Consider the following 18,838-nt stretch of genomic DNA (forward strand, 5'->3'; position numbering starts at 1 on the left):
AGCCCCGGCCCGGTACGTCGACATCTCGGCTGCTCCGAACGGCCTACGCGCCCCTCGCGTGCGCGGGTGGATCAGGGGTGCAGCAGGCGCGTCCAGTCCTGCGGGACCCGGCCGGCCGGTCCCGGCGTCGGCTGGTCCGCCGGGTGGTCGCCCGGAGGGGCCAGCTCGGGTCCGGAGTCGAGGAGCTCGCCGGTGCCGTAGTGCCAGAACCATTCCTCGCCCGGTTCGAAGCTCTGGACCACGGGGTGGCCGGTGGCCTTCCAGTGGGCGGTGGCGTGCTGGGCGGGCGAGGAGTCGCAGCAGCCGATGTGGCCGCACTGGGCGCAGCGTCGCAGGTGGAACCACCAGCCGCCCGACGCGTCGCAACCGGCGCAGCCGGTGCCGGTGGGCGGGGCGCTCGGGTCGATGCCGTCGATCTCGGTCATACGGACTCCTCGGTGGTCTCGGTTCCGGGTGCGGTCCCGCTTCCCGGCGCGCTTTCGGGTGCGGTGTCGGTCCCGGGTGCGGTGTCGGTCCCGGGTCCGGACCCGGCGTCGGATTCCGGGGCCGTCAGGGGCAGCAGCACCTGGAAGCGGGTGTCGCCCGGTACGGACTCGACCTGGAGGGTGCCGTGGTGCTTGTTGACGATGATCCGCCAGGAGATGTCCAGGCCGAGCCCGGTGCCCTCGCCGACCGGCTTGGTGGTGAAGAAGGGATCGAAGATGCGGCCGCGGATGTCCTCCGGGACGCCGGGTCCGGTGTCCCGGAACTCCACCAGAAGCCGGTCCCCCTGGCGTGCCGTGCGGACCGTCAGCGTGCCGTCGTGGCCGGTGCTCCCGATGGCGGAGACGGCGTTGTCGATGAGGTTGGTCCACACCTGGTTGAGTTCCGCCGGGTAGGCGGGCACGTCCGGCACGGAGCGGTCGTAGTCCTTGACCACCCGGATGCGGGAACCGGTCTTGCCGGACAGCATCAGCAGGGTGCTGTCGAGCAGTTCGTGGACGTCGACGACGCGGAAGGAGGCGCGGTCGAGCTGCGAGTACTGCTTGGCGGCGTCGACGAGGTGGGAGATGCGGGTGGTGGAGTCGCCGATCTCGTCCATCAGCAGCTCGGTCTCGACCGTGTAGTTCAGCCAGCCGATCGCCCCCGGCAGTACGTCCTCGGCCACGACCGCCGCGACGTGCTCCAGCCAGTCCGTGTCCAGTCCGGCCTGCACGAAGGTCGGTGCGATCCGCCAGCCCTCCGGGATGCCGTGGCCGTCGAGCCAGTCGGCGAGCTCGTCCTCGCGGTCGGAGGCCTCCAGGGGACTGAGCACCGGCGCCTTGGCGACGCGTTCGGCGGTGCGCTCCTGGATCTCGATGAGGTCGGCGAGTGCCTCGCGGGAGTAGGGGCCCCGGGTGATGACGGCGAGCTTGTGCCGCATCTTGCCCACCCGCTCCCGCAGCGTGGCGGTGGCCCGGACGGCCGCCGCGGCCGGGTTGTTGAGCTCGTGGGTGAGACCGGCGGACAGTGATCCGAGGGCGAGGAGCCGTTCGCGCTGTCCGATGGCCTGCTGGGCGTTCTTCGAGCCGAAGAAAAGCCCTTCCAGCAGGTGCGCCGCCATCGGGAACCATTCCTGCATGACGTCGGCGAAGGACTGCGCGGGCAGGACGAAGAACCGGGTCGGCTCGGTGACGCGCATGGAGTTGTTGTACACCTGCGGCACCCGGTCGCCCAGGTACGCCTGCATGGCCCCGGAGTACACCCCGCGCTGCGAGGTCCGGCTCACCTCCACGTCGTCGCCGCCGACGCGGCGGGACAGCACGACGGTGCCCTCGATCATCACGTAGAAGCAGGTGGCCGGTTCGCCCTCGGTGTAGACGGGGCCGGGCTCGAACCGTTCGACCCGTCCTTCGCCGCACAGCCGTCCGAGCTGCTCGGGCGAAAGCTTCTCGAACAGGAACAGCGAGGCGACCTCCTGCGGGCTGCAGGGCATGGTCCGCCCGCTCACGACTGCTCCAGGTACCGGTGGACGAGCATGACGGCCATGGCTCCCTCTCCTACGGCGGACGCGACGCGCTTCGCGGACTGGGCGCGTGCGTCGCCCGCCACGAACACGCCGGGAACGTTGGTCTCCAGGTGGTAGGGCGCCCGGTCCAGCTCCCACTCGGCCGGCGGTCGCCCGTCCGGCGTGAGGTCCGGTCCCGCCAGGATGAAGCCGTGCTCGTCGCGCAGTACCGTGCCGTCCAGCCAGTCGGTCAGCGGGGCCGCCCCGATGAACACGAACATCCACTGGGCGTCGACGAGTTCGGTGGCGCCGCTGTCCACGTCCCGCAGCGTCAGCTGTTCGAGGTGCCCCTGGCCGTGCGCCGCCTCGACGGCCGTCCGGGTCCGGACCGTGATGTTCGGCGCCTCCTCGATCTGCTGGACCAGGTAGTGCGACATCGACGCCGTCAGGGACGCGCCGCGCACCAGCAGGGTCACCGACTTGGCGCCCCGCGCCAGGTACATGGCGGCCTGCCCGGCGGAGTTGGCGCCGCCCACGATGTAGACGTCCTGCTCCAGGCAGGAGGACGCCTCGGTGAGCGAGGAGCCGTAGTAGACCCCGCAGCCGGTCAGGTCGTCGCAGCCCGGGGCCTGGAGCTGCCGGTAGGACACGCCGGTCGCCAGGATGACGCTGTGCGCGGCGACCGCCGAGCCGTCGGAGAAGCGGACGACGCGCGCCGCGCCGTTGACCTCCAGCCCCGTCACCTCGCGCGCGGTGAGGATCTCGGCCCCGAACCTGCCGGCCTGGCGGCGGGCCCGGTCCGTGAGCTGCGCGCCGGACACGCCGTCGGGGAAGCCGAGGTAGTTCTCGATGCGGGAGCTCTGACCGGCCTGCCCGCCGGTCGCCGACCGCTCGACCAGTACGGTACGCAGCCCCTCGGAGGCGCCGTACACGGCCGCGCCGAGCCCGGCCGGGCCGCCGCCGATGACGACCAGGTCGTAGAAGTCGGCGGTCGGTGTCGTGGCGAGCCCCACGTGGGCGGCGAGTTCGGTCGCCTCGGGCTCGATCAGTACGGTGCCCTCCGGAGTGATCACCAGGGGCAGCCGCTGCCCGTCGGCCCCGGCGGCCTCCAGGAGTCGTCGCCCTTCGGGCTCGTCGCAGGAGTACCAGCGGTAGGGCACCTGGTTGCGGGCCAGGAACTCCCGGACCTTCGATGAGCGTGCCGACCAGCGGTGCCCGACGACCTTGGTGGCGGGCACCGGCCGGTGGTCGCTGGAACGCCAGGCCGTCAGCAGGTCGTCCACGACCGGGTAGAGCTTCTCCTCCGGCGGGTCCCAGGGTTTGAGCAGGTAGTGGTCGAGGTCGACGACGTTGATCGCGTCGATGGCCGCGTTGGTGTCGGCGTACGCGGTCAGCAGCACGCGCCGCGCGCCCGGATACACGGCCAGGGCCTGTTCGAGGAATTCGATGCCGTTCATCAGGGGCATCCGGTAGTCGGCCAGGATCACGGCCACCAGGTCGCCCCGCAGCTTCAGCTCGCGCAGGGCCTCCAGCGCCGACTCGCCTGACTCGGCGCGCACGATCCGGTAGGTGGCCCCGTAGCGGCGCCGCAGGTCGCGGGCGATGGCACGGGAGACTCCCGGATCGTCGTCCACGGTCAGGATGACGGTCCGCGATGCCTCGGCGACCTCTGCCATACCTCTCCCGCCCCGAGTGGCCCGGCCTGCCGCGCGGCAGGCCGCCCGCACCGGTTACCGCCCATCGTATGTTCGATCCCCCGGCTTCGCTCCGGGGCGCCGCGGAGGCCGCCGGCGAGCAGGTCACCGACGGGCCTGCCCTGCGCTGACCGGACCCGGGCGCCCGGTCGCGGGCCGGGCTGATCGTTGGCCACCTGCTGGGGCCGGGCGCCTGCTCGGTTCTGCTGTGCAGTACAGGGCAGGGCACTGCAGTCGTGTGCAGCGATCCGCTCAGCGCGGGCCGGGGCATCACTGGGCATTGCGTGCGTTTTGTCCCGTCTATGGCGTTCGCTGTCGCTGTTCTCGGGGTAGGGCGCCAGGATGAGCTACGTGAGCGCAGGCAAGGGGTACTCCCGCGACAGCCGGTACCTCACCACCCGGATCACCGCCGACGGGCGCGACGGTTTCCCGGTGGAGGCCGGACGCTACCGCCTGGTGGTGAGCCGCGCCTGCCCCTGGGCCGGCCGCGCCGTCATCGTGCGACGCCTCCTCGGACTGGAGCGGGCCCTGCCCATGGCGGTCGCCGGACCGACGCACGACGAGCGCAGCTGGAGATTCGACCTCGATCCGCAGGGCCGCGATCCGGTACTCGGGATCGAGCGGCTCCAGGAGGCGTACTTCGCCCGCGAACCCGGCTACGACCGGGGGATCACCGTCCCGGCCATCGTGGACGTGCCCACCGGCAAGGTGGTGACCAACGACTTCCCGCAGATGACGATCGACATGTCGCTGGAGTGGACGGCCCACCACCGCGACGGTGCGCCCGCGCTGTACCCTCCCGCCCTGCGGTCGGAGATCGACGCGGTGGACGAGGTGGTCTACAAGGACGTGAACAACGGCGTGTACCGCGCCGGGTTCGCGGGGTCGCAGGAGGCGTACGGGGAGGCCTACGGCCGCCTGTTCGCCCGGCTCGATTGGCTCTCCGAACGGCTCGAGCGGTCCCGTTACCTCGTCGGCGACACCGTCACCGAGGCGGATGTGCGGCTGTTCACCACGCTCGTGCGCTTCGACGCCGTCTACCACGGGCACTTCAAGTGCAACCGGCAGAAGCTCTCGGAGATGCCCGTGCTGTGGGCCTACGCCCGGGACCTCTTCCAGACCCCCGGCTTCGGCGACACGGTGGACTTCGAGCACATCAAGAGGCACTACTACCTCGTGCACGACGACATCAACCCGACGGGGATCGTCCCCGCCGGCCCGGACCTGTCGGGCTGGCTCGAACCGCACGGGCGCGAGGCCCTGGGCGGCCGCCCCTTCGGCGACGGCACGCCGCCCGGGCCCGTCAGCCAGGCGGAGACCGTCCCGCCCGGCCACACGCCGCCGACCCGCTGAGACGTGGTGGTCCGGGCCGGGCGAGGTGTGCTCCTCGGCCCACGCCGGTGAGGTGGCGGGCGGGAGCTCAACCGGAGACGAGTGTGTCCCACTGATCCCGGGTCGGTCCGTCGTGCTGTGGTGAGAAGTCCGGGTGGGCCGCCAGCCAGGCGATGAGGTGTCGGTCCACTTCGTCGGTGCCGTAGGCGTCGTGGGCCGGCCGCAGGAGATGGCGTACCTGTGCTCGGGCCCTCATGATGACGGGATCGTCGAAGGCGCAGGCGGCCAGGGCGGCAGCCCGCCGGTCCGAGAGCGGTGAACTCTCCGCAAGCCGCTGCTCGTTGGTGCGGTCGGCCGTCACCTGTGCGTCGAACCAGGGGCGGAGGGCGTGTGCAGTCCAGGCGTGGTAACCGCTGGGGTCCGCGGCGATCTGGTCGACATGGGCGGCGAGGTACTGGGCGGCGCGCAGACCGAGGGCGGCCCCGTGGCCCAGGGTGGGGTTGGTGTGGATGAGGCTGTCCCCGGCGTTGACCAGGCCGGTGACGACGGGTCCGGCGCCGTCGGCGAGGGCGGTCCAGCGGTTGTCCAGTCCGGCCATCGCCAGCACGGCTGACTGCGGTTCGGGCGCCAGGTCGAGCCAGGCGGCGGTGGCGGGGAAGCGGCGGGCGGCGGCCTCGAACACGGCGGGGTCGGTGAGCGCGCCACGGGTCGGATCACCCGTGGAGAGCACCAGGTTCACCGCGAAGGCGTCGTTGTCGGAAGGGAAGACGCCGGCGAGCGCGAAGGGTGCGGCCGAGCCGGTCTTCACCCGTCCTGGGTCCCGGGGCCCGTCGGCGCGCAAGCGGTACCAGCGGCACAGATAGGCGAGCCCGGTGCGATGGCTGTCGACCACGGGCGGGCGGCAGCCGGCCGCGATCAGCCACGCGGGAACCGGCGAGCGCCGGCCGGACGCATCGATGACGAGGTCCGCCCGGTGCGTGTCCGCGCCCACCTGCACGCCGGTGACCCGGGCGGGGCTGACCCGGGCGGGCCGGCCCTTCTCCATGCCGAGGGCGCGCACCCGGCAGCCTCGCCGTACATTCACGGTGCGTTCCCGCCGCACGGCAGCGACCAGGGCGGCCTCCAGCACGATGCGGCGGGTGCGCAGGGTCACCAGGTCCTCATCGCCGGCCCGGTGCGTCGGATGTTCCCCGAACCAGTCGAACTCGTGGTACTCCCGGGCTCCGCGCGCCAGCAGGTCCGCGTAGACATCGGGGGTCTCGGCGCGCAGCACGGTGCGCACGGGCGCGAGGAGCGAGTGGGGCTGGACGGCCTGCGGGACCCGGGCCCTGCCCCAGTGGTAGAAGTCCCGGTCCAGGTCCTCCCCGGCCTGCCGCGCCTCCTGCTCGAACAACGTGACCGTGTGGCCCCGCCGGCCCAGCATGAGCGCCGTCCCGAGCCCGCTGATACCCCCGCCGATGACCGCAACCCGCGCCACTGTGCTCCCCTTCGCGTCGTGTTGCGGGACGAGCCTACTGCTTGGCGATCTCCGGTCGAGATGCGGCATCGCCGTCGGCCGTCGCCTTGCGCGGTGTCACCGCGAACGCCGTCACGGCCTCGGCGGGCAACACCGTCAGCCGCGCGGCGGTGTTCCCTTCGTCCCGCCGGGGCTCGACGTCGCGCCGTGGGCCAGGCGGCTGGGCCACCATGCGCGGGGGCCGATGTCGATCACTGCGGCGGGGACGAGCAGGGAGCGGACGACGAGCGTGTCGAGGAGCACGCCGAAGGCCACGATGAAGGCGATCTGGACGAGGAAGGCGAGGGGGATCACCATCAGGGCGGCGAAGGTGGCCGCGAGGACGATGCCGGCCGAGGTGATGACGCCGCCGGTGGTGGTGAGCCCGCGCAGGACGCCTGCGCGGACGCCGTGTCCGGCGGTCTCCTCGCGCACCCGTGACATGAGGAAGATGTTGTAGTCGACGCCGAGCGCGACGAGGAACACGAACCCGTAGAGCGGGACCGAGGCGTCCGTTCCGCTGAAGCCGAGCAGGTGCTCGAAGACCAGGGCCGAAACGCCCAGCGTCGCCAGGTAGTTCAGCCCCACCGTCACCACGAGCAGGACCGGCAGCAGGACCGAGCGCAGGAGGAGGACGAGGATCAGCAGGATGATGCCGAGCACGATGGGCACGATCAGGGCCCGGTCACGTGCCGCGGTCTGCTGGGTGTCGTACTGCTGGGCCGTGTAGCCGCCGACCAGCGCATCGGCTCCCGGTACCGCGTGGACGCGTTCCCGCAGGTGCTTGATCGCATCCTTGGCGGCGTCGCTGTCGGCGGCCGCGTCGAGGGTGGCGTCGATACGGACACGGCCCCCGATCTCCAGCGGGGGCCCGCCGCCCGGCCGCCCTGAGGCGGTCCTGGCCGCGGCGGACGCCACGCCGTCGGTGTCCTCGGCCGCTGCCCGCACCTCGTCGGCCCGCCGGGCGTCGGTGATGATCACCGCGGGCTGGCCGGAACCTCCGGGAAAGTGCCGGCCGAGGGTCTGCTGCGCGCTGACGGAGGGGGCGTCGTTGACGAAGATCTCGTCGAGCGGCACACCCGTGGAGGAGAGTGCCGGTGAGAACCCGGCCAGGACCAGCAGCAGGAGGGAAGTGGAGACCCACACCCGCCGGGGGGCCCGGTCGATCAGTGCCGCGACCCGGTGCCACACCCCGCGGTCCTGCGCCGGGTCCGCCGGCTTCGGCGCGGCGGGCCAGAACGCGGTCCGGCCGAGCAGGGCGAGGACGGCAGGCAGGAACGTCAGGGTACTCAGCACCGCGCAGACGATGCCGATCGCACCGACGGGCCCCAGCGCCCGGTTGTTGGTCAGGTCACTGGCCAGGAGGGCGAGCAGTCCCAGTGCCACCGTGGCGGCGCTCGCCGTGATGGCTCCGGCCGAGCGGCGTGCGGCCGCCACGGCCGCGCCCCGGCGATCGCCGCGAGCGGCGAGCTCCTCCCGGAAACGCGAGGTGAGCAGCAGGGCGTAGTCGGTGGCCGCGCCGATCACCAGGATCGACAGGATGCCCTGGACCTGGCCGTCGACGCGCACGAGATCGTGTTCCGCCAGCGCGTACACCACCGCGCACGCGAGTCCCAGGGCGAACACCGCGCTGATGATGATCACCAGCGGGAGGAGCAGGCTGCGGTAGACCAGGAGCAGGATGAGCAGGACCGCGCCCAGCGCGACGCCGAGCAGCAGCCCGTCGATACCGGAGAAGGCGTCGGAAAGATCGGCCTGCGTGGCCGCCGGCCCGGCGATCCGTACCGCCATACCGGGCAGCCGGGCTGCCCCGCGCACCTCGTCCAAGACGGCCGGCAGTTCGTCCCCCAGGTCGGGTGCGAGGGGTACGACGGCCTGCAGAGCGAGGCCGTCGTCCGAGACCAGGACCGCGGACGGCGGTTGGGCCGCCGTGCCCGGGCGGCCCGAGAGCCCGGCGACGGCCCTCGTGGCGGCCTCCTGCTGCGCGCTCGTCACACGGCCCGCGGGCTCGGCCGTCCAGATGACGATCGCCGGTACGGACTTCGACCGGTCGAACGCCGCTCCGGCCTCCAGGGCCTTGGTGGACTCCGCGCGCTGCGGAAGGAACGCGGCCCGGTCGTTCGTGGCCACCTCGCCCAGTTTGCCGGCATACGGGCCGAGGATGCCCCCGATGGCCAGCCAGACCACCACGAGCGCCAGCGGCAGCAGCGAACGCGCCCAGCGCGATGTGTTTCTCATGTCCGATCCCTTGCCCGTTCCCATTCACTCAACGCTGAAGTATCTCAATCATCGAGAGATATTACGATGGGGCCATGCGCAGCAACGGCACCCCCCAACCGACCCCGTCGGCCGACGACCCGATCGGGCTCCCGTCCTTCGCCGTGCTGCTGCGCCGGATGAACGCGGAGTTCAACCGCATCGCCCAGGAGTTCGCGCAGGCTCAGGGTCTGCACCTCACCGACGTCCAGGCGCTCATCGCGGTGCTGGACGCCGACCACGACGAGGCGGGCCCCATGACACCGGGCCGCCTCCGCGCGCGGATGAACCTGACGTCCGGGGCGGTCACCGCGTGCCTCGACCGGCTGGAGAAGGCCGGACACATCCGGCGGGTCAGGGCGCTCGACGACCGCCGTGTCGTGCACCTCCACTACGCAGCGGGGGCCAGGAAGCTGGCACGTGAGTACTTCCAGCCCCTCGCCCGCGGCACGGACGCCGCACGCGCCCGCTTCACCCCCGACGAACTGCACGTCGTGGTCCGCTTCCTGAGCGAAATGAACCAGGAGCTCTCACAACTCCGCCGCTGACCGGGCCGCCGCTCCGCATGCCACCGCCGGGGGCTTGCCTCCGGGACGACGGCGGGGCGGGGGCGGGATGATCCGGCCGGCTAGTCGGGATCGGTGACGGTGGGGTAGGAGAGGCCGGCGTAGACCTGGTTCAGGACGGTGGGCAGCAGGGCGATGGCCGTGGCCTTCGCGTCGAGGGAGACCGTCAGGTTCGTCCAGATGACGAGGGTGACGTCGTTCTGCGGATCGTGGCCGATGAAGCTGTTGAAGCCGGGGAGTTCACCGCCGTGGTAGTACATGGCGGCTTTCGGGGTGAACCGCTGGTGGGCGATGCCGTACCCGTACTTCTGGGCTTCGGGGGCGGCCGGGTCCTCGGCCTGCGGGCTGCGCAGCCACTGCTGCTGCCAGGCGGATCCCAGGACCTTGCCCGTCACCAGGGCCTTGATCCAGGTGGCCATGTCGTCCGCGGTGGAGACGACGCCTCCGGCGGCGGTGGCGTAGGACGGGTTCTGGTGGGTGTAGTCCAGCGGCTTGAGCTTCCCCGTGCGGGCCGCGGCCCGTACGCCCGCGGGGTAGGGCTCGTCGACCATCGCGTGGGCCGTTCCGCCGTACATGTAGCCGTGTGCATAGGGGGTGGGAAGGGACACGTCGTGGATGCCGGGCAGGGAGGTCCCGGCCAGAGCGGCCGGAGTGAACAGCCGGTCGCGGAACTGCTCGGCCAGCGGGCGGCCGCCCGCCTTCTCGGCGACGAGCCCCAGCAGCACGTAATTGGTGTTGCAGTACTCGTAGGAGGCGCCGGGCGCGAAGTTCGGCGGTCGCCGGAAGGCGATGTCGAGCATCTCCTGCGGTGTCCGCGCCTTGGCGGGTTCGGCGTCCAGGGATGCGGAGAATTCGGGAGCGTCGGTGTAGTTGTACAGACCGCTGCGCATCTTCAGCAGCTGGGCGATGGTGATGCCCGCACCGTTGGGTACGCCGGGGACGTAGTCGGAGACCGGGTCCCCGAGCCGGAGCTTGCCGTCCTGGGCGAGGAGCATGATCAGCGCCGAGGTCATGGTCTTGGTGTTGGAGGCGATCCTGAAGTGGTCGGCCGTGGTGGGTGCGTCGGCCGTGCCCAGCTCGGCCGTGCCGACGGTCGTACGGAAGGTTCCCTGCGGGGTGCGCAGGAGGACCACCGCGCCGGGCACCATCAGCTTCTGCACGGCCCGCTCCACCGCGGACCGCAGAGCGGCAGGGTCGATGGGCTTCAGGGCGGAAGTCGACGCCGAGGCCGACGGCGACGCCGACGGACCCTCCGGGGACGGGCTGGGGTCGGCGGCCTTCGCGGCTGCGGTGGGCGTGGCCGACGCGGCGGGGGCCACGAGGGGCGTGCCGCAGACCGCGATCAGCAGCGCCGCGCCCGGGGCCAGCGCCGCGGTCCGACTGCGGCTCCTGCGTGGGCGGTCTTCGCGAGCGGGGGTGGTCCTCATGCCGGCATCACAGCCCTCGTGCTCGGCGGCCTGCGCCGCGCCACGAGTGACGGGGAGGTGGCGCGGCACGGCCGAAGAGGTCGAAGCGACAGGGTCGCCACAAACCATACGATTTTACCATTCACTCTTCGGGTGTGACCGGCTCCGGGTCGGCGCGGTCGGCTCAGCTCCCCGTCTGCCACCGGTGCCCGGGCAGGTAGCGGACGTCGAAGGCCTCCTCGGCGGCGCGGAACTTCTCGGGCGTGGGGACGACCGGCTGCCGGGGCAGGCCGACTTCCTCGGTGGGGGCGCCGAGGTTCTCGAAGAACCGCTCGAAAGTGGCCCCGGGGCCTGCGGCCACCCCGACCACACGGCTGTGATGGCGCTCGATGCGGTAGGCGTGCGGGCAGTTCTTCGGTACGAAGCCGAAGTCGCCGCTGGTGAGCAGCCGTTCGTGCCGACCGCCCCGGAGGTCCTCGACGAAGAGGCGCACCGCGCCGTCGGTGACGTAGAAGACCTCGTAGGTGTCCGCATGGACGTGGGTCGGGATGATCTCGCCCTTCGGGCCCTCGACGGTGAAGAAGTTGAAGGTGTTCTCGGTCTGCTCGCCGCCGGCGTAGACCGTGACGAGGTCGGTGATCAGGTGGGCGCGGTCACCCATGCCCTTCTCCACGAAGTACGGCACGCCCGGTTCGGCGGGGATGTGCGAGCGCGAGCGGTAGGGGGTGGCGAACTCCATGGTCACGGGAAACCTCCGGGGCGGGGGACGAGTCTATCGTCAGGCTACCTGACGATAGGCGGTCCGGTGGCCCGGCTCGGCCGGTGGCTATGCTCAAGGCCCCCTGATCCCCGAGGAACCATGAGCCAGCCCGTTGTGAGCCAGCCCGCCCCGAACCTTCCCCAGTTGCTCACCCAGGCCAAGCGCTGGTTCGAGGACGCGCTCCTCGCCGGCATGCGGTCCGCGGACGAACAACCGGTGAGCGCCGCCCAGGCGGCCGTCTTCGCCACGCTCGACGATGGGGGCACCTCGATCGCCGAGCTCGCCCGCCGGATCGGCGTCACCCGGCAGACCGCCCACCAGGCCGTGCACAGCCTGGTGGGCCTGGGCCTGCTGGAGCAGGTGCCGGACCCGGCTTCCGCGCGCAGCACACTGGTCCGCGTCACCGTCGAGGGGGCGCGCGTCCATCGGCGCGCACTGGCGACGATCACCGTCATCGAGGACGTGCTCGCCGACCGCATCGGCGCCGCCGCCACCGAGGCCCTGCGGAGCGCACTGACCCAGCCCTGGGGGGAGCCGCCACTGGTCACCGCGCCCGACGTCAGGCCCGACGCCACGCCGGGCGTCAGGCCCGACATCGCGCCGGGCGTCAGACCCGACGCCACGCCCGGCGTCAGGCCCGACGCCACGCCCGGCGTCACGCCCGGCGTCGCTCCGGCCGAAGACCCCCGGTAGGCGCCGGCCCCCGGGGCGTGCCGGCCGCCTCGACGGAGCCGCCGGTGTCCTGGGTCACCAGGAGCACGCGGGGCCGGGCGGCCTCACTTCCACGGGTCGCTGAACGAGCGGCCCGGTACCGGCTTGGCGATGAGCGCCACCGCGATGAAGAAGTTGACCTGCCCGATGGCAAACATCAAGGTGGCGAGCGCCTTGGACTCGTAGTGCTCCGCCGCCTCGGCGTACAGCTCGTCGGGAACCCGCTCCCCCCGGGTGGACGGCTGGAGCACGGCTTCCACGAGTGCGAGCGCGGCGCGCTCGGCGCCGGAAAAATAGGGCGAGTCCTGCCAGGAAGCCACCGAGGTGATGCGTTCCTGCGACTCCCCCGCCTTGCGCAGGAAGCCCGTGTGCAGAACGGTCAGGTACGTGCTGCCGACGATCTGTCCCGCACGCAGTTGCAGCAGGCTGATCGTGGAGCGCGGAACCGACCGGTTGCCGGTGACCTTGAACAGCGCCGCCGACACCGCCGCCAGCTCGGGCACCAGCTCGGCCGGGTCCTCGGTCATCCGCGGAACCATCGGGACCTCGGCCGTGATCGAACGCGTTCCCATGACTGTCTCCTCAAGACGTGCTCGTTGCTGTCACCGACCTGACGGATCGCGACGCGGAAATGTGACCGGTGGGAGGAAGTCGTTCACGTCCGACCGGCGGAAGGTCCGGGGCCGCCTCGCCGCTACCGCGTCGCACGCCGTCCGTCCGGCGGACGTTTGGAACTGCCGCGACCGCGCATACGAGCCTTGACACAAGCCTTATATCGAGAGGTAGGAGACGCATCATGGGCATCATCGCCTGGATCCTCATCGGGTTGCTGGCCGGCCTCATCGCGAAGGCTCTGATGCCGGGCAAGGACCCGGGCGGCATCATCATCACCATGCTCATCGGCATCGCGGGCGGCCTGCTCGGCGGCTGGCTCGGCAAGGTCATCTTCGGCGTCGACTCCATCGACGGCTTCTTCGACCTCTCCACCTGGATCGCCGCCATCATCGGCTCCATGATCCTGCTCGCCGTCTACCGACTGGTCACCGGCAACAAGCGTCACCACCGCCACGCCTGACCGCGGCCCCGGCCGCCGCGCAGGACGCGGCGCAAAACGAACGGCTCCCTCCAGCTGGGGGAGCCGTTCGTTTTGCGTTCCCGTCACCCGGGAACCGCCATGGGGGGTCCGAGCCACGGAGCAGACGTCCCCGGCCACCCGCCGGCGGACCCGTCACGGCGACCGGGGCGGCTGCGGGGCTCGCGCGCCCTCGGCGCCGACGCCGCGTCGTGCGCACGGTGGCTCTCGCCGGCCGGGGAGCCGACGGGAGACGCGCGGGCCCGCGTCAACGGCCCCCGCGTCTCCCCGGTGTCAGCCGAGCGGCTTGTCCAGAACCGCCTTGAGGTGACTGAAGGTCGCCAGCGAGTAACGGCCGTGGTAGTTGCCCGTGCCGCTCTCCCCCACGCCGCCGAACGGCAGGTCGCTGACGGTCAGATGGGCCACCGGCAGCCCGAACGCGAGACCGCCCGAGGACGTCTCCCGCGTGAGGCGCTCGCGCGTGGTGTCCGATTCCGTGAAGGCGTAGAGGGCCAGCGGCTTGTCCCGGTCGTTGATGAAGGCGATCGCCTCGTCCAGCCCGGCCACCTCGACCACGGGCAGGATGGGGCCGAAGATCTCCTCGCGCATCACCGGAGAGTCCGGCGCCACCTCGGCGAGCACCGTGGGGGCCACATAGCGCCGGGCGCGGTCGTGAGCGCCTCCGACCACCGTGCGGCCGGAGTCGAGCAGCCCGGTGAGGCGGTCGAAGTGCCGTGTGTTGATGATGCGCCCGTACGAGGGGGACGTCGCCGGGTCGTCGCCGTACAGCCCGTGCACCGCCTCGGCCAGCGCCTTCTCCAGCTCGCGGGCGGTCTCGGGGTCGGTCAGGACGTAGTCGGGAGCGACGCAGGTCTGGCCCGCGTTCATGAACTTGGTCGACGCCAGCCGGGCGGCCACGACGGCCAGATCGGTGCCGCGGTCGACGAAAGCGGGCGACTTGCCGCCCAGTTCCAGCGTCACGGGAGTGAGGTGCTCGGCGGCGGCCTGCATGACGACGCGGCCGACCGTGCCGTTCCCGGTGTAGAAGATGTGGTCGAAGCGCTGGGCCAGGAGCTCGGTCGTCTCCGGGACGCCGCCCTCGACGACGACGACGGCGTCCGTGTCCAGGTACACGGGCAGGAGGTCCGCCACGGTCTTGGAGGTGGCGGGTGCCATCTCGCTCGGCTTGGCGACGACGCAGTTCCCCGCGGCGAGCGCGCCGACCACCGGAGCCAGCAGCAGCTGGAGCGGGTAATTCCAGGGGGCGATGACCAGCACCACGCCCAGCGGGTCCAGCACGGTGTGGGCGGTCGCCGGGCTCAGGCGCTCCGGGACCTCGGCCGGCTGCGGGCGGAGCCACTCGGCGAGGTTCTCCAGGGTGTGGTCGATCTCGCGCACCACGAAGTCGATCTCCGTGCGGTAGGCCTCGTCGCGGTTCTTGCCGAGGTCGGTGTCGAGCGCGGCGGCCAGTTCGTCACCCCGCTCGGTCAGCAGCGACCGCACGGCGTGCAGCTGCTGCGTGCGCCAGGAGAGCGGCTTGGTGCGGCCGGTCGCGAAGGTGGCGCGCAGCCGGGCGACGGCGTCCGCGGGCTGTTCCGAGGGGTGGTGCGACATGTGTACTCCAGAGGGGAACGACGGGGCGCCGACAGCAGTGCACCCCCGTCGAGAACGGCGGGGCGGGCCACTGCCGCGGCATTCGATGTATATAGCAACCAGTCTGGCCGGATTATTCCGCCCCAAACGCATCGACCGGCACGGCGCCCTGTGCGAAGACGGCGTCGTGGCCCACCGGGTCGAGCCGGCATGGGGTCAGGCGGAGCCGGCGGCGCCCGGCCCGCCCGCCGTGGCCGCGGTGGCCGCGTCGAGATCCGGGTGGATGGTGAAGACCTGGTCCAGGCCGACGATGTGGAGGATGCGGGCGGTGTTCTCGGGGACCGCGGCCAGGGCGAGCTCGGCGCGGGCGGCGAGGGCGCGGTTGCGGGCCAGGATGAGGGCGGTGATGCCGCTGGAGTCGCAGAACTGGATGCCGGAGAGGTCGAGCACGAGCCGCTGGCCCGGTTCCAGGCTGAGGGCTTCCAGGTACTGGCGGAGCCTGGGGGCCTGGTCGTAGTCGAGGTCGCCGGCGATCGTCAGTACGGGACCGGTGAGGGCGTCCCGGGCGGTGATCGTCAGGGTGTTCATGTCAGATCGTGCTCTCGCGGAGCAAGGAGGGACCGGGGCACGCCGAGGGCGAGAAGCGCGGTGTCGTCGTCCAGACCGTCGCCGAAGCTGTCGAGGAGTTCGGTCAGGGAAGTGACCAGTTCGTGCGCTCCGCGATGGGTGAGTCCGGCGGCGAAGGAGCGCAGGGCGTCATCGCCGTAGAGCTCGCGCTCGGCGCCGATACGGGCCTCGGTCAGGCCGTCGGTGTAGAGCAGGAGGGTGTCCCCCGGCCCGAGCGTGGTCTCGGCGGCGGTGAAATGGGGATCCGGCAGGACCCCGACGAGGAGACCGCCGGGGGTCGGGAGGTAGTCGGCGGCGCCGTCGGCGCGCACGATCAGGGCGGGGGGATGGCCGCCGGACGCCACGCGCACGGTGACCGTGCCGGCGTCGGTGCCGGGCTCCATGACACCGAAGATCGTGGTGCAGTAGCGCGGATCGCCGCTCGTGAACCGCTCGTGCAGCACGGTGTTCAGGGTGGTCAGCGCGGCGACGGGGTTCGGATCGTGGAGCGCGGCGGCGCGCAGGGTGTGGCGGGTCAGTGAGGTCACGGCGGCGGCCTGGGGGCCCTTGCCGCAGACGTCGCCGAGGAAGAACGCCCAGCGTGTGTCGTCGAGCGGGAACAGGTCGTAGAAGTCTCCGCCGAGCCGGTCGACGGAGGCCGTGTGGTAGTACGAGGCCGCCTCCATGCCCGGCACGGTCGGCAGGGCCGGGGGCAGCAGGCTCTGCTGGAGCACCGCGAGTGCCTCCCGCAGCCGCTCCCGGTCGGCCTCGGCCTGTCGGCGGGCCTCCTCCGCGACCCGGCGCTCGCGGAGCAGTTCGCCTTCGTAGGCGCGGCGCTGACGGGCGTCGAAGACGGTGGTGCGGATCAGCATCGGCTCGCCGTCGCCGCTGGTCTTCAGGGTGGAGGAGACGAGGACCGGGAGCCGTCTGCCGTCCGACGCCTTCAGTTCCAGCGCGATCTCGCCGATCTTGCCCTGCATCCGCAGCAGCGGCGCGAAGTGGGTCTCGTGGTAGAGCTTGCCGCCGACGGTGAGCAGGTCGGTGAAGCGCCTGCGGCCCACGACCTGCTCGCGGGTGAGGCCGAGCCAGTCCAGCAGCGTCCCGTTGATCTTGGCGATGGTGCCGTCCATCAGGGTGGACAGGTAGCCGCACGGCGCCGATTCGTAGAGTTCCTCGGCGGTGTCCTCCAGCAAGGAGGAGAACACCGCGTCGGTCACCGCCTCTTCACCCTCGGGCCGCTCGGGGTTCTGGGCGGTGCGGCACATCACCGCAGTTCCCGCAGGAACGTGCGGATGGCCGATGTGGTGGCTTCGGGGGCGCTGAGCTGGGGGCAGTGCCCCGTCGCGTCCAGGGTGACCAGCCGGCTTCCGGGGATGGCGGCGTGGACGTAGGCGCCGACCTCCCGCGGGGCGATGACGTCCTGGGAGCATTCGAGCACCAGCGTCGGCACGCCCACCGACTTCAGGTCGTCGCGGCTGTCCGAGAGGAAGGTGGTGCGGGCGAAGACGCGGGCCATGGCCGGGTCGGTGGCGCAGAAGCTGTTGGTCAGCTCGTCCCCCAGCTCCGGGCGGTCCGGGTTGCCCATGATCACCGGGGCCATGGCGGCCGACCAGCCGAGGTAGTTGGATTCGAGCGACTCGAGCAGTTCCTCGATGTCCTCGGAGCTGAAGCCGCCGCGGTAGGTGGCGTCGTCGATGTAGCACGGCGAGGGCCCGACCATGACCAGGGAGGAAATCCGGTCGGGGGCGGCCGCCGCCGCGAGGACACCGATCATCGCGCTGACGGAGTGCCCGATGAAGGCCACGTCCCGCAGGTCCAGGGCCTCGCAGACCTCGACGACGTCGCGGGCGTACCCCTCCAGCGACGCGTACCGCTCGTCGCTCCAGGCGGACGGATCGGAGCCGCCCGATCCGACGTAGTCGAACAGGACGACCTGGAATTCACCGGCCAGTGCGGGAACCGCGAGGCGCCACATGTTCTGGTCGCAGCCGAAGCCGTGCGCCAGCATGACCACGGGCTTGCCGGGCGTACCGGTGACGTTCACGTTGTTCCTGCGCAGGATGTCCATCCGGCCATCCTGCCACCTGCCCGGAGGCGCTCACGCCGCCGTGGGCCGCGGCCGTCCGGGGCCGGGTGCCCGCGCCCGGCCGGCGCCGCGCGCCTCCGAGCCGGGCGGGGACGGCGGATCCGGCGGACGGGGGCATGCCGGTGCCCGGCCGCCGCGCGGATCGCGGGACGAACCCGAATGTGACAGAAAACATGGTCACGCCGTCCAGCACTATCTCACCTGGCCGGCATAGATTTCCGTCTTCCTCTCGGTAATATTCCGGGGTCCGCGGGTTGACGGGTGGTGAACCGGGGCACAACGCCCGGGTCGAACAGGGACGGGAATGACGAGCGAGGAACCAGGAGCGGGCGGATGGACATGATGAGCGCCGAGGTCCCGCCCCTCCGTCCGGCCCCTTCCCTCGCCGACGCGCGCCGGACCACCCGGGCCTTCCTCGCCGCGCTCTCGCGGCCGGCGGTCACCCCGGAGCAGGCCGACACCGTCGTCCTGGTCGTGTCGGAACTCGTCACCAACGCCTTGCGGCACGGTGGCGGCGCCTACACGCTCCACCTGGCCGCGCATCCCGGCACCATCGAGGTCGCGGTCGAGGACCCCAGCCCGGACGCGCCCCGGCTGCGCACCCCGGACCTCACCGGCGGCACCGGAGGGTTCGGCTGGCAGATGGTCAACGACCTCGCCCGCGCCACCATCGTCACGCCGGGGCTCGGAGGCGGCAAGACCGTACGCGCCCTGCTCCCCCGGTAGCCCCGCGCTGTCGGTTCACGGCCTCGGGCTTCCCTGCTCCGGGTCGTCCGCCGGCGTCTGCCAGGAGTCCTGTCGCGGCTGCGGCCGGTCGGCGGGGGTCGCGGACGGCCGGCGGCGGCGGGACACACGGCGGCTCCCCCACCAGAATCCACCGAGGAGGAGGGCCGCGACGACCACCCCCACGATGATCAGAAACATCGGCCCGGTCTCCTTGTCGCCGGCCGCCAGGATATTGAAGATCATGCGATGTCCACCATTCCCGATCATGTCTTTCTCGTCCATCTGCCCCGCCCGGCGGGGATGGTGATGAACCGGCTGTGCCGCGGATACCCCGCGCCCTCGCGGCCACCCCGCCGGCCTGGATCTTCGGAGGATCAGACAAACCCCTTTCGGCGGCGCCGGCCACCGCCCGGCGACGCGGTGCCGCGCGCCTTCCCGGGGGCCGGGACACGGGGGGGGCACGCCCCGAGCACCGTGCGGTGCGCGCCGCCCGACGGGCGCCGCCCGACGTGCGCGTACCGGCGACCGTCGTGAGACTGGAGCGGCACAGGGCGCCGTGCCGGGCCGCC

Annotated in this window: 18 protein-coding genes; 5 read left to right on the forward strand and 13 right to left on the reverse strand. The window is 71.9% G+C overall.

The features are described 5' to 3' along the window. Positions 1–71: 71 nt before the first annotated feature. The 3 genes from AMK16_RS01570 to AMK16_RS01580 are packed head-to-tail and all read right to left on the reverse strand — an operon-like array spanning position 72 to position 3,642. Positions 72–425: a UBP-type zinc finger domain-containing protein gene (locus tag AMK16_RS01570; RefSeq protein ID WP_073907499.1), complete on the reverse strand. Its 354-nt coding sequence runs from the start codon at positions 423–425 to the stop codon at positions 72–74. Then, entirely contained in the window at positions 422–1,954 is a 1,533-nt protein-coding gene (locus tag AMK16_RS01575) for an ATP-binding protein (RefSeq protein ID WP_199885360.1), read from the reverse strand. Before AMK16_RS01575 ends, AMK16_RS01570 begins: the two co-directional genes overlap by 4 nt. Positions 1,955–1,965: 11 nt before the next feature. Further along, positions 1,966–3,642, reverse strand: coding sequence for an FAD-dependent oxidoreductase (locus tag AMK16_RS01580; RefSeq protein WP_073907505.1), 1,677 nt, complete (start codon positions 3,640–3,642; stop codon positions 1,966–1,968). Between the two features lie 360 nt (positions 3,643–4,002). Between AMK16_RS01580 and AMK16_RS01585 the strand changes: the two genes are divergently transcribed. Next, positions 4,003–5,013 carry a glutathione S-transferase family protein gene (locus tag AMK16_RS01585; protein ID WP_199885324.1) on the forward strand — a complete coding sequence of 337 codons (1,011 nt, stop codon included), beginning with the start codon at positions 4,003–4,005 and terminating at the stop codon, positions 5,011–5,013. A 67-nt stretch (positions 5,014–5,080) separates the two neighbouring features. On the opposite strand, the gene AMK16_RS01590 is transcribed toward AMK16_RS01585, so the two are convergent. After that, positions 5,081–6,469, reverse strand: coding sequence for an FAD-dependent oxidoreductase (locus tag AMK16_RS01590; RefSeq protein ID WP_073907511.1), 1,389 nt, complete (start codon positions 6,467–6,469; stop codon positions 5,081–5,083). A gap of 135 nt (positions 6,470–6,604) precedes the next feature. Further along, a complete protein-coding gene (locus AMK16_RS01595; RefSeq protein ID WP_073907515.1) occupies positions 6,605–8,725 on the reverse strand; it encodes an MMPL family transporter in 2,121 nt (706 codons plus the stop codon). A 74-nt stretch (positions 8,726–8,799) separates the two neighbouring features. On the opposite strand from AMK16_RS01595, the gene AMK16_RS01600 reads away from it, so the two are divergent. Next, the gene (locus AMK16_RS01600; protein ID WP_073907519.1) at positions 8,800–9,291 is read left to right on the forward strand and encodes a MarR family winged helix-turn-helix transcriptional regulator; all 492 of its coding nucleotides are present in this window, start codon (positions 8,800–8,802) and stop codon (positions 9,289–9,291) included. A gap of 80 nt (positions 9,292–9,371) precedes the next feature. On the opposite strand, the gene AMK16_RS01605 is transcribed toward AMK16_RS01600, so the two are convergent. Together AMK16_RS01605 and AMK16_RS01610 are read right to left on the reverse strand one after the other, a co-directional pair. Beyond that, on the reverse strand, positions 9,372–10,736 hold the full coding sequence (locus tag AMK16_RS01605) for a serine hydrolase domain-containing protein (protein WP_079191247.1): 1,365 nt from the start codon (positions 10,734–10,736) through the stop codon (positions 9,372–9,374). A 163-nt stretch (positions 10,737–10,899) separates the two neighbouring features. Beyond that, complete coding sequence (locus AMK16_RS01610) at positions 10,900–11,460, reverse strand: quercetin 2,3-dioxygenase (protein WP_073907523.1); 561 nt, start codon at positions 11,458–11,460, stop codon at positions 10,900–10,902. A gap of 114 nt (positions 11,461–11,574) precedes the next feature. Between AMK16_RS01610 and AMK16_RS01615 the strand changes: the two genes are divergently transcribed. Continuing rightward, on the forward strand, positions 11,575–12,168 hold the full coding sequence (locus AMK16_RS01615; RefSeq protein ID WP_079191248.1) for a MarR family transcriptional regulator: 594 nt from the start codon (positions 11,575–11,577) through the stop codon (positions 12,166–12,168). An 83-nt stretch (positions 12,169–12,251) separates the two neighbouring features. Here the strand turns inward: AMK16_RS01615 and AMK16_RS01620 are convergent, their stop codons facing one another. After that, complete coding sequence (locus tag AMK16_RS01620; protein WP_073907526.1) at positions 12,252–12,758, reverse strand: carboxymuconolactone decarboxylase family protein; 507 nt, start codon at positions 12,756–12,758, stop codon at positions 12,252–12,254. 224 nt (positions 12,759–12,982) lie between these two features. Between AMK16_RS01620 and AMK16_RS01625 the strand changes: the two genes are divergently transcribed. Next, a complete protein-coding gene (locus AMK16_RS01625) occupies positions 12,983–13,261 on the forward strand; it encodes a GlsB/YeaQ/YmgE family stress response membrane protein (RefSeq protein WP_073907529.1) in 279 nt (92 codons plus the stop codon). Positions 13,262–13,552: 291 nt separating this feature from the next. Here AMK16_RS01625 and AMK16_RS01630 read toward each other — a convergent pair whose 3' ends face one another. The 4 genes from AMK16_RS01630 to AMK16_RS01645 form a co-directional block, all read right to left on the reverse strand. Beyond that, the gene (locus tag AMK16_RS01630; RefSeq protein WP_073907532.1) at positions 13,553–14,872 is read right to left on the reverse strand and encodes an aldehyde dehydrogenase family protein; all 1,320 of its coding nucleotides are present in this window, start codon (positions 14,870–14,872) and stop codon (positions 13,553–13,555) included. Positions 14,873–15,067: 195 nt separating this feature from the next. Next, a complete protein-coding gene (locus tag AMK16_RS01635; RefSeq protein ID WP_073907535.1) occupies positions 15,068–15,439 on the reverse strand; it encodes an STAS domain-containing protein in 372 nt (123 codons plus the stop codon). After that, the gene (locus tag AMK16_RS01640) at positions 15,436–16,722 is read right to left on the reverse strand and encodes a PP2C family protein-serine/threonine phosphatase (RefSeq protein WP_199885325.1); all 1,287 of its coding nucleotides are present in this window, start codon (positions 16,720–16,722) and stop codon (positions 15,436–15,438) included. The genes AMK16_RS01635 and AMK16_RS01640 overlap by 4 nt, the downstream gene beginning before the upstream one ends. Next, complete coding sequence (locus AMK16_RS01645; protein ID WP_073907541.1) at positions 16,722–17,525, reverse strand: alpha/beta fold hydrolase; 804 nt, start codon at positions 17,523–17,525, stop codon at positions 16,722–16,724. The genes AMK16_RS01640 and AMK16_RS01645 overlap by 1 nt, the downstream gene beginning before the upstream one ends. 351 nt (positions 17,526–17,876) lie before the next feature. Between AMK16_RS01645 and AMK16_RS01650 the strand changes: the two genes are divergently transcribed. Further along, a complete protein-coding gene (locus tag AMK16_RS01650; RefSeq protein ID WP_073907544.1) occupies positions 17,877–18,269 on the forward strand; it encodes an ATP-binding protein in 393 nt (130 codons plus the stop codon). A 15-nt stretch (positions 18,270–18,284) separates the two neighbouring features. Here AMK16_RS01650 and AMK16_RS01655 read toward each other — a convergent pair whose 3' ends face one another. Beyond that, positions 18,285–18,512 carry a DUF6479 family protein gene (locus tag AMK16_RS01655; protein ID WP_073907547.1) on the reverse strand — a complete coding sequence of 76 codons (228 nt, stop codon included), beginning with the start codon at positions 18,510–18,512 and terminating at the stop codon, positions 18,285–18,287. Positions 18,513–18,838 lie beyond the last annotated feature (326 nt).

This window comes from Streptomyces sp. CB00455 (assembly GCF_001905445.1).
Taxonomy (GTDB): Bacteria; Actinomycetota; Actinomycetes; order Streptomycetales; family Streptomycetaceae; genus Streptomyces.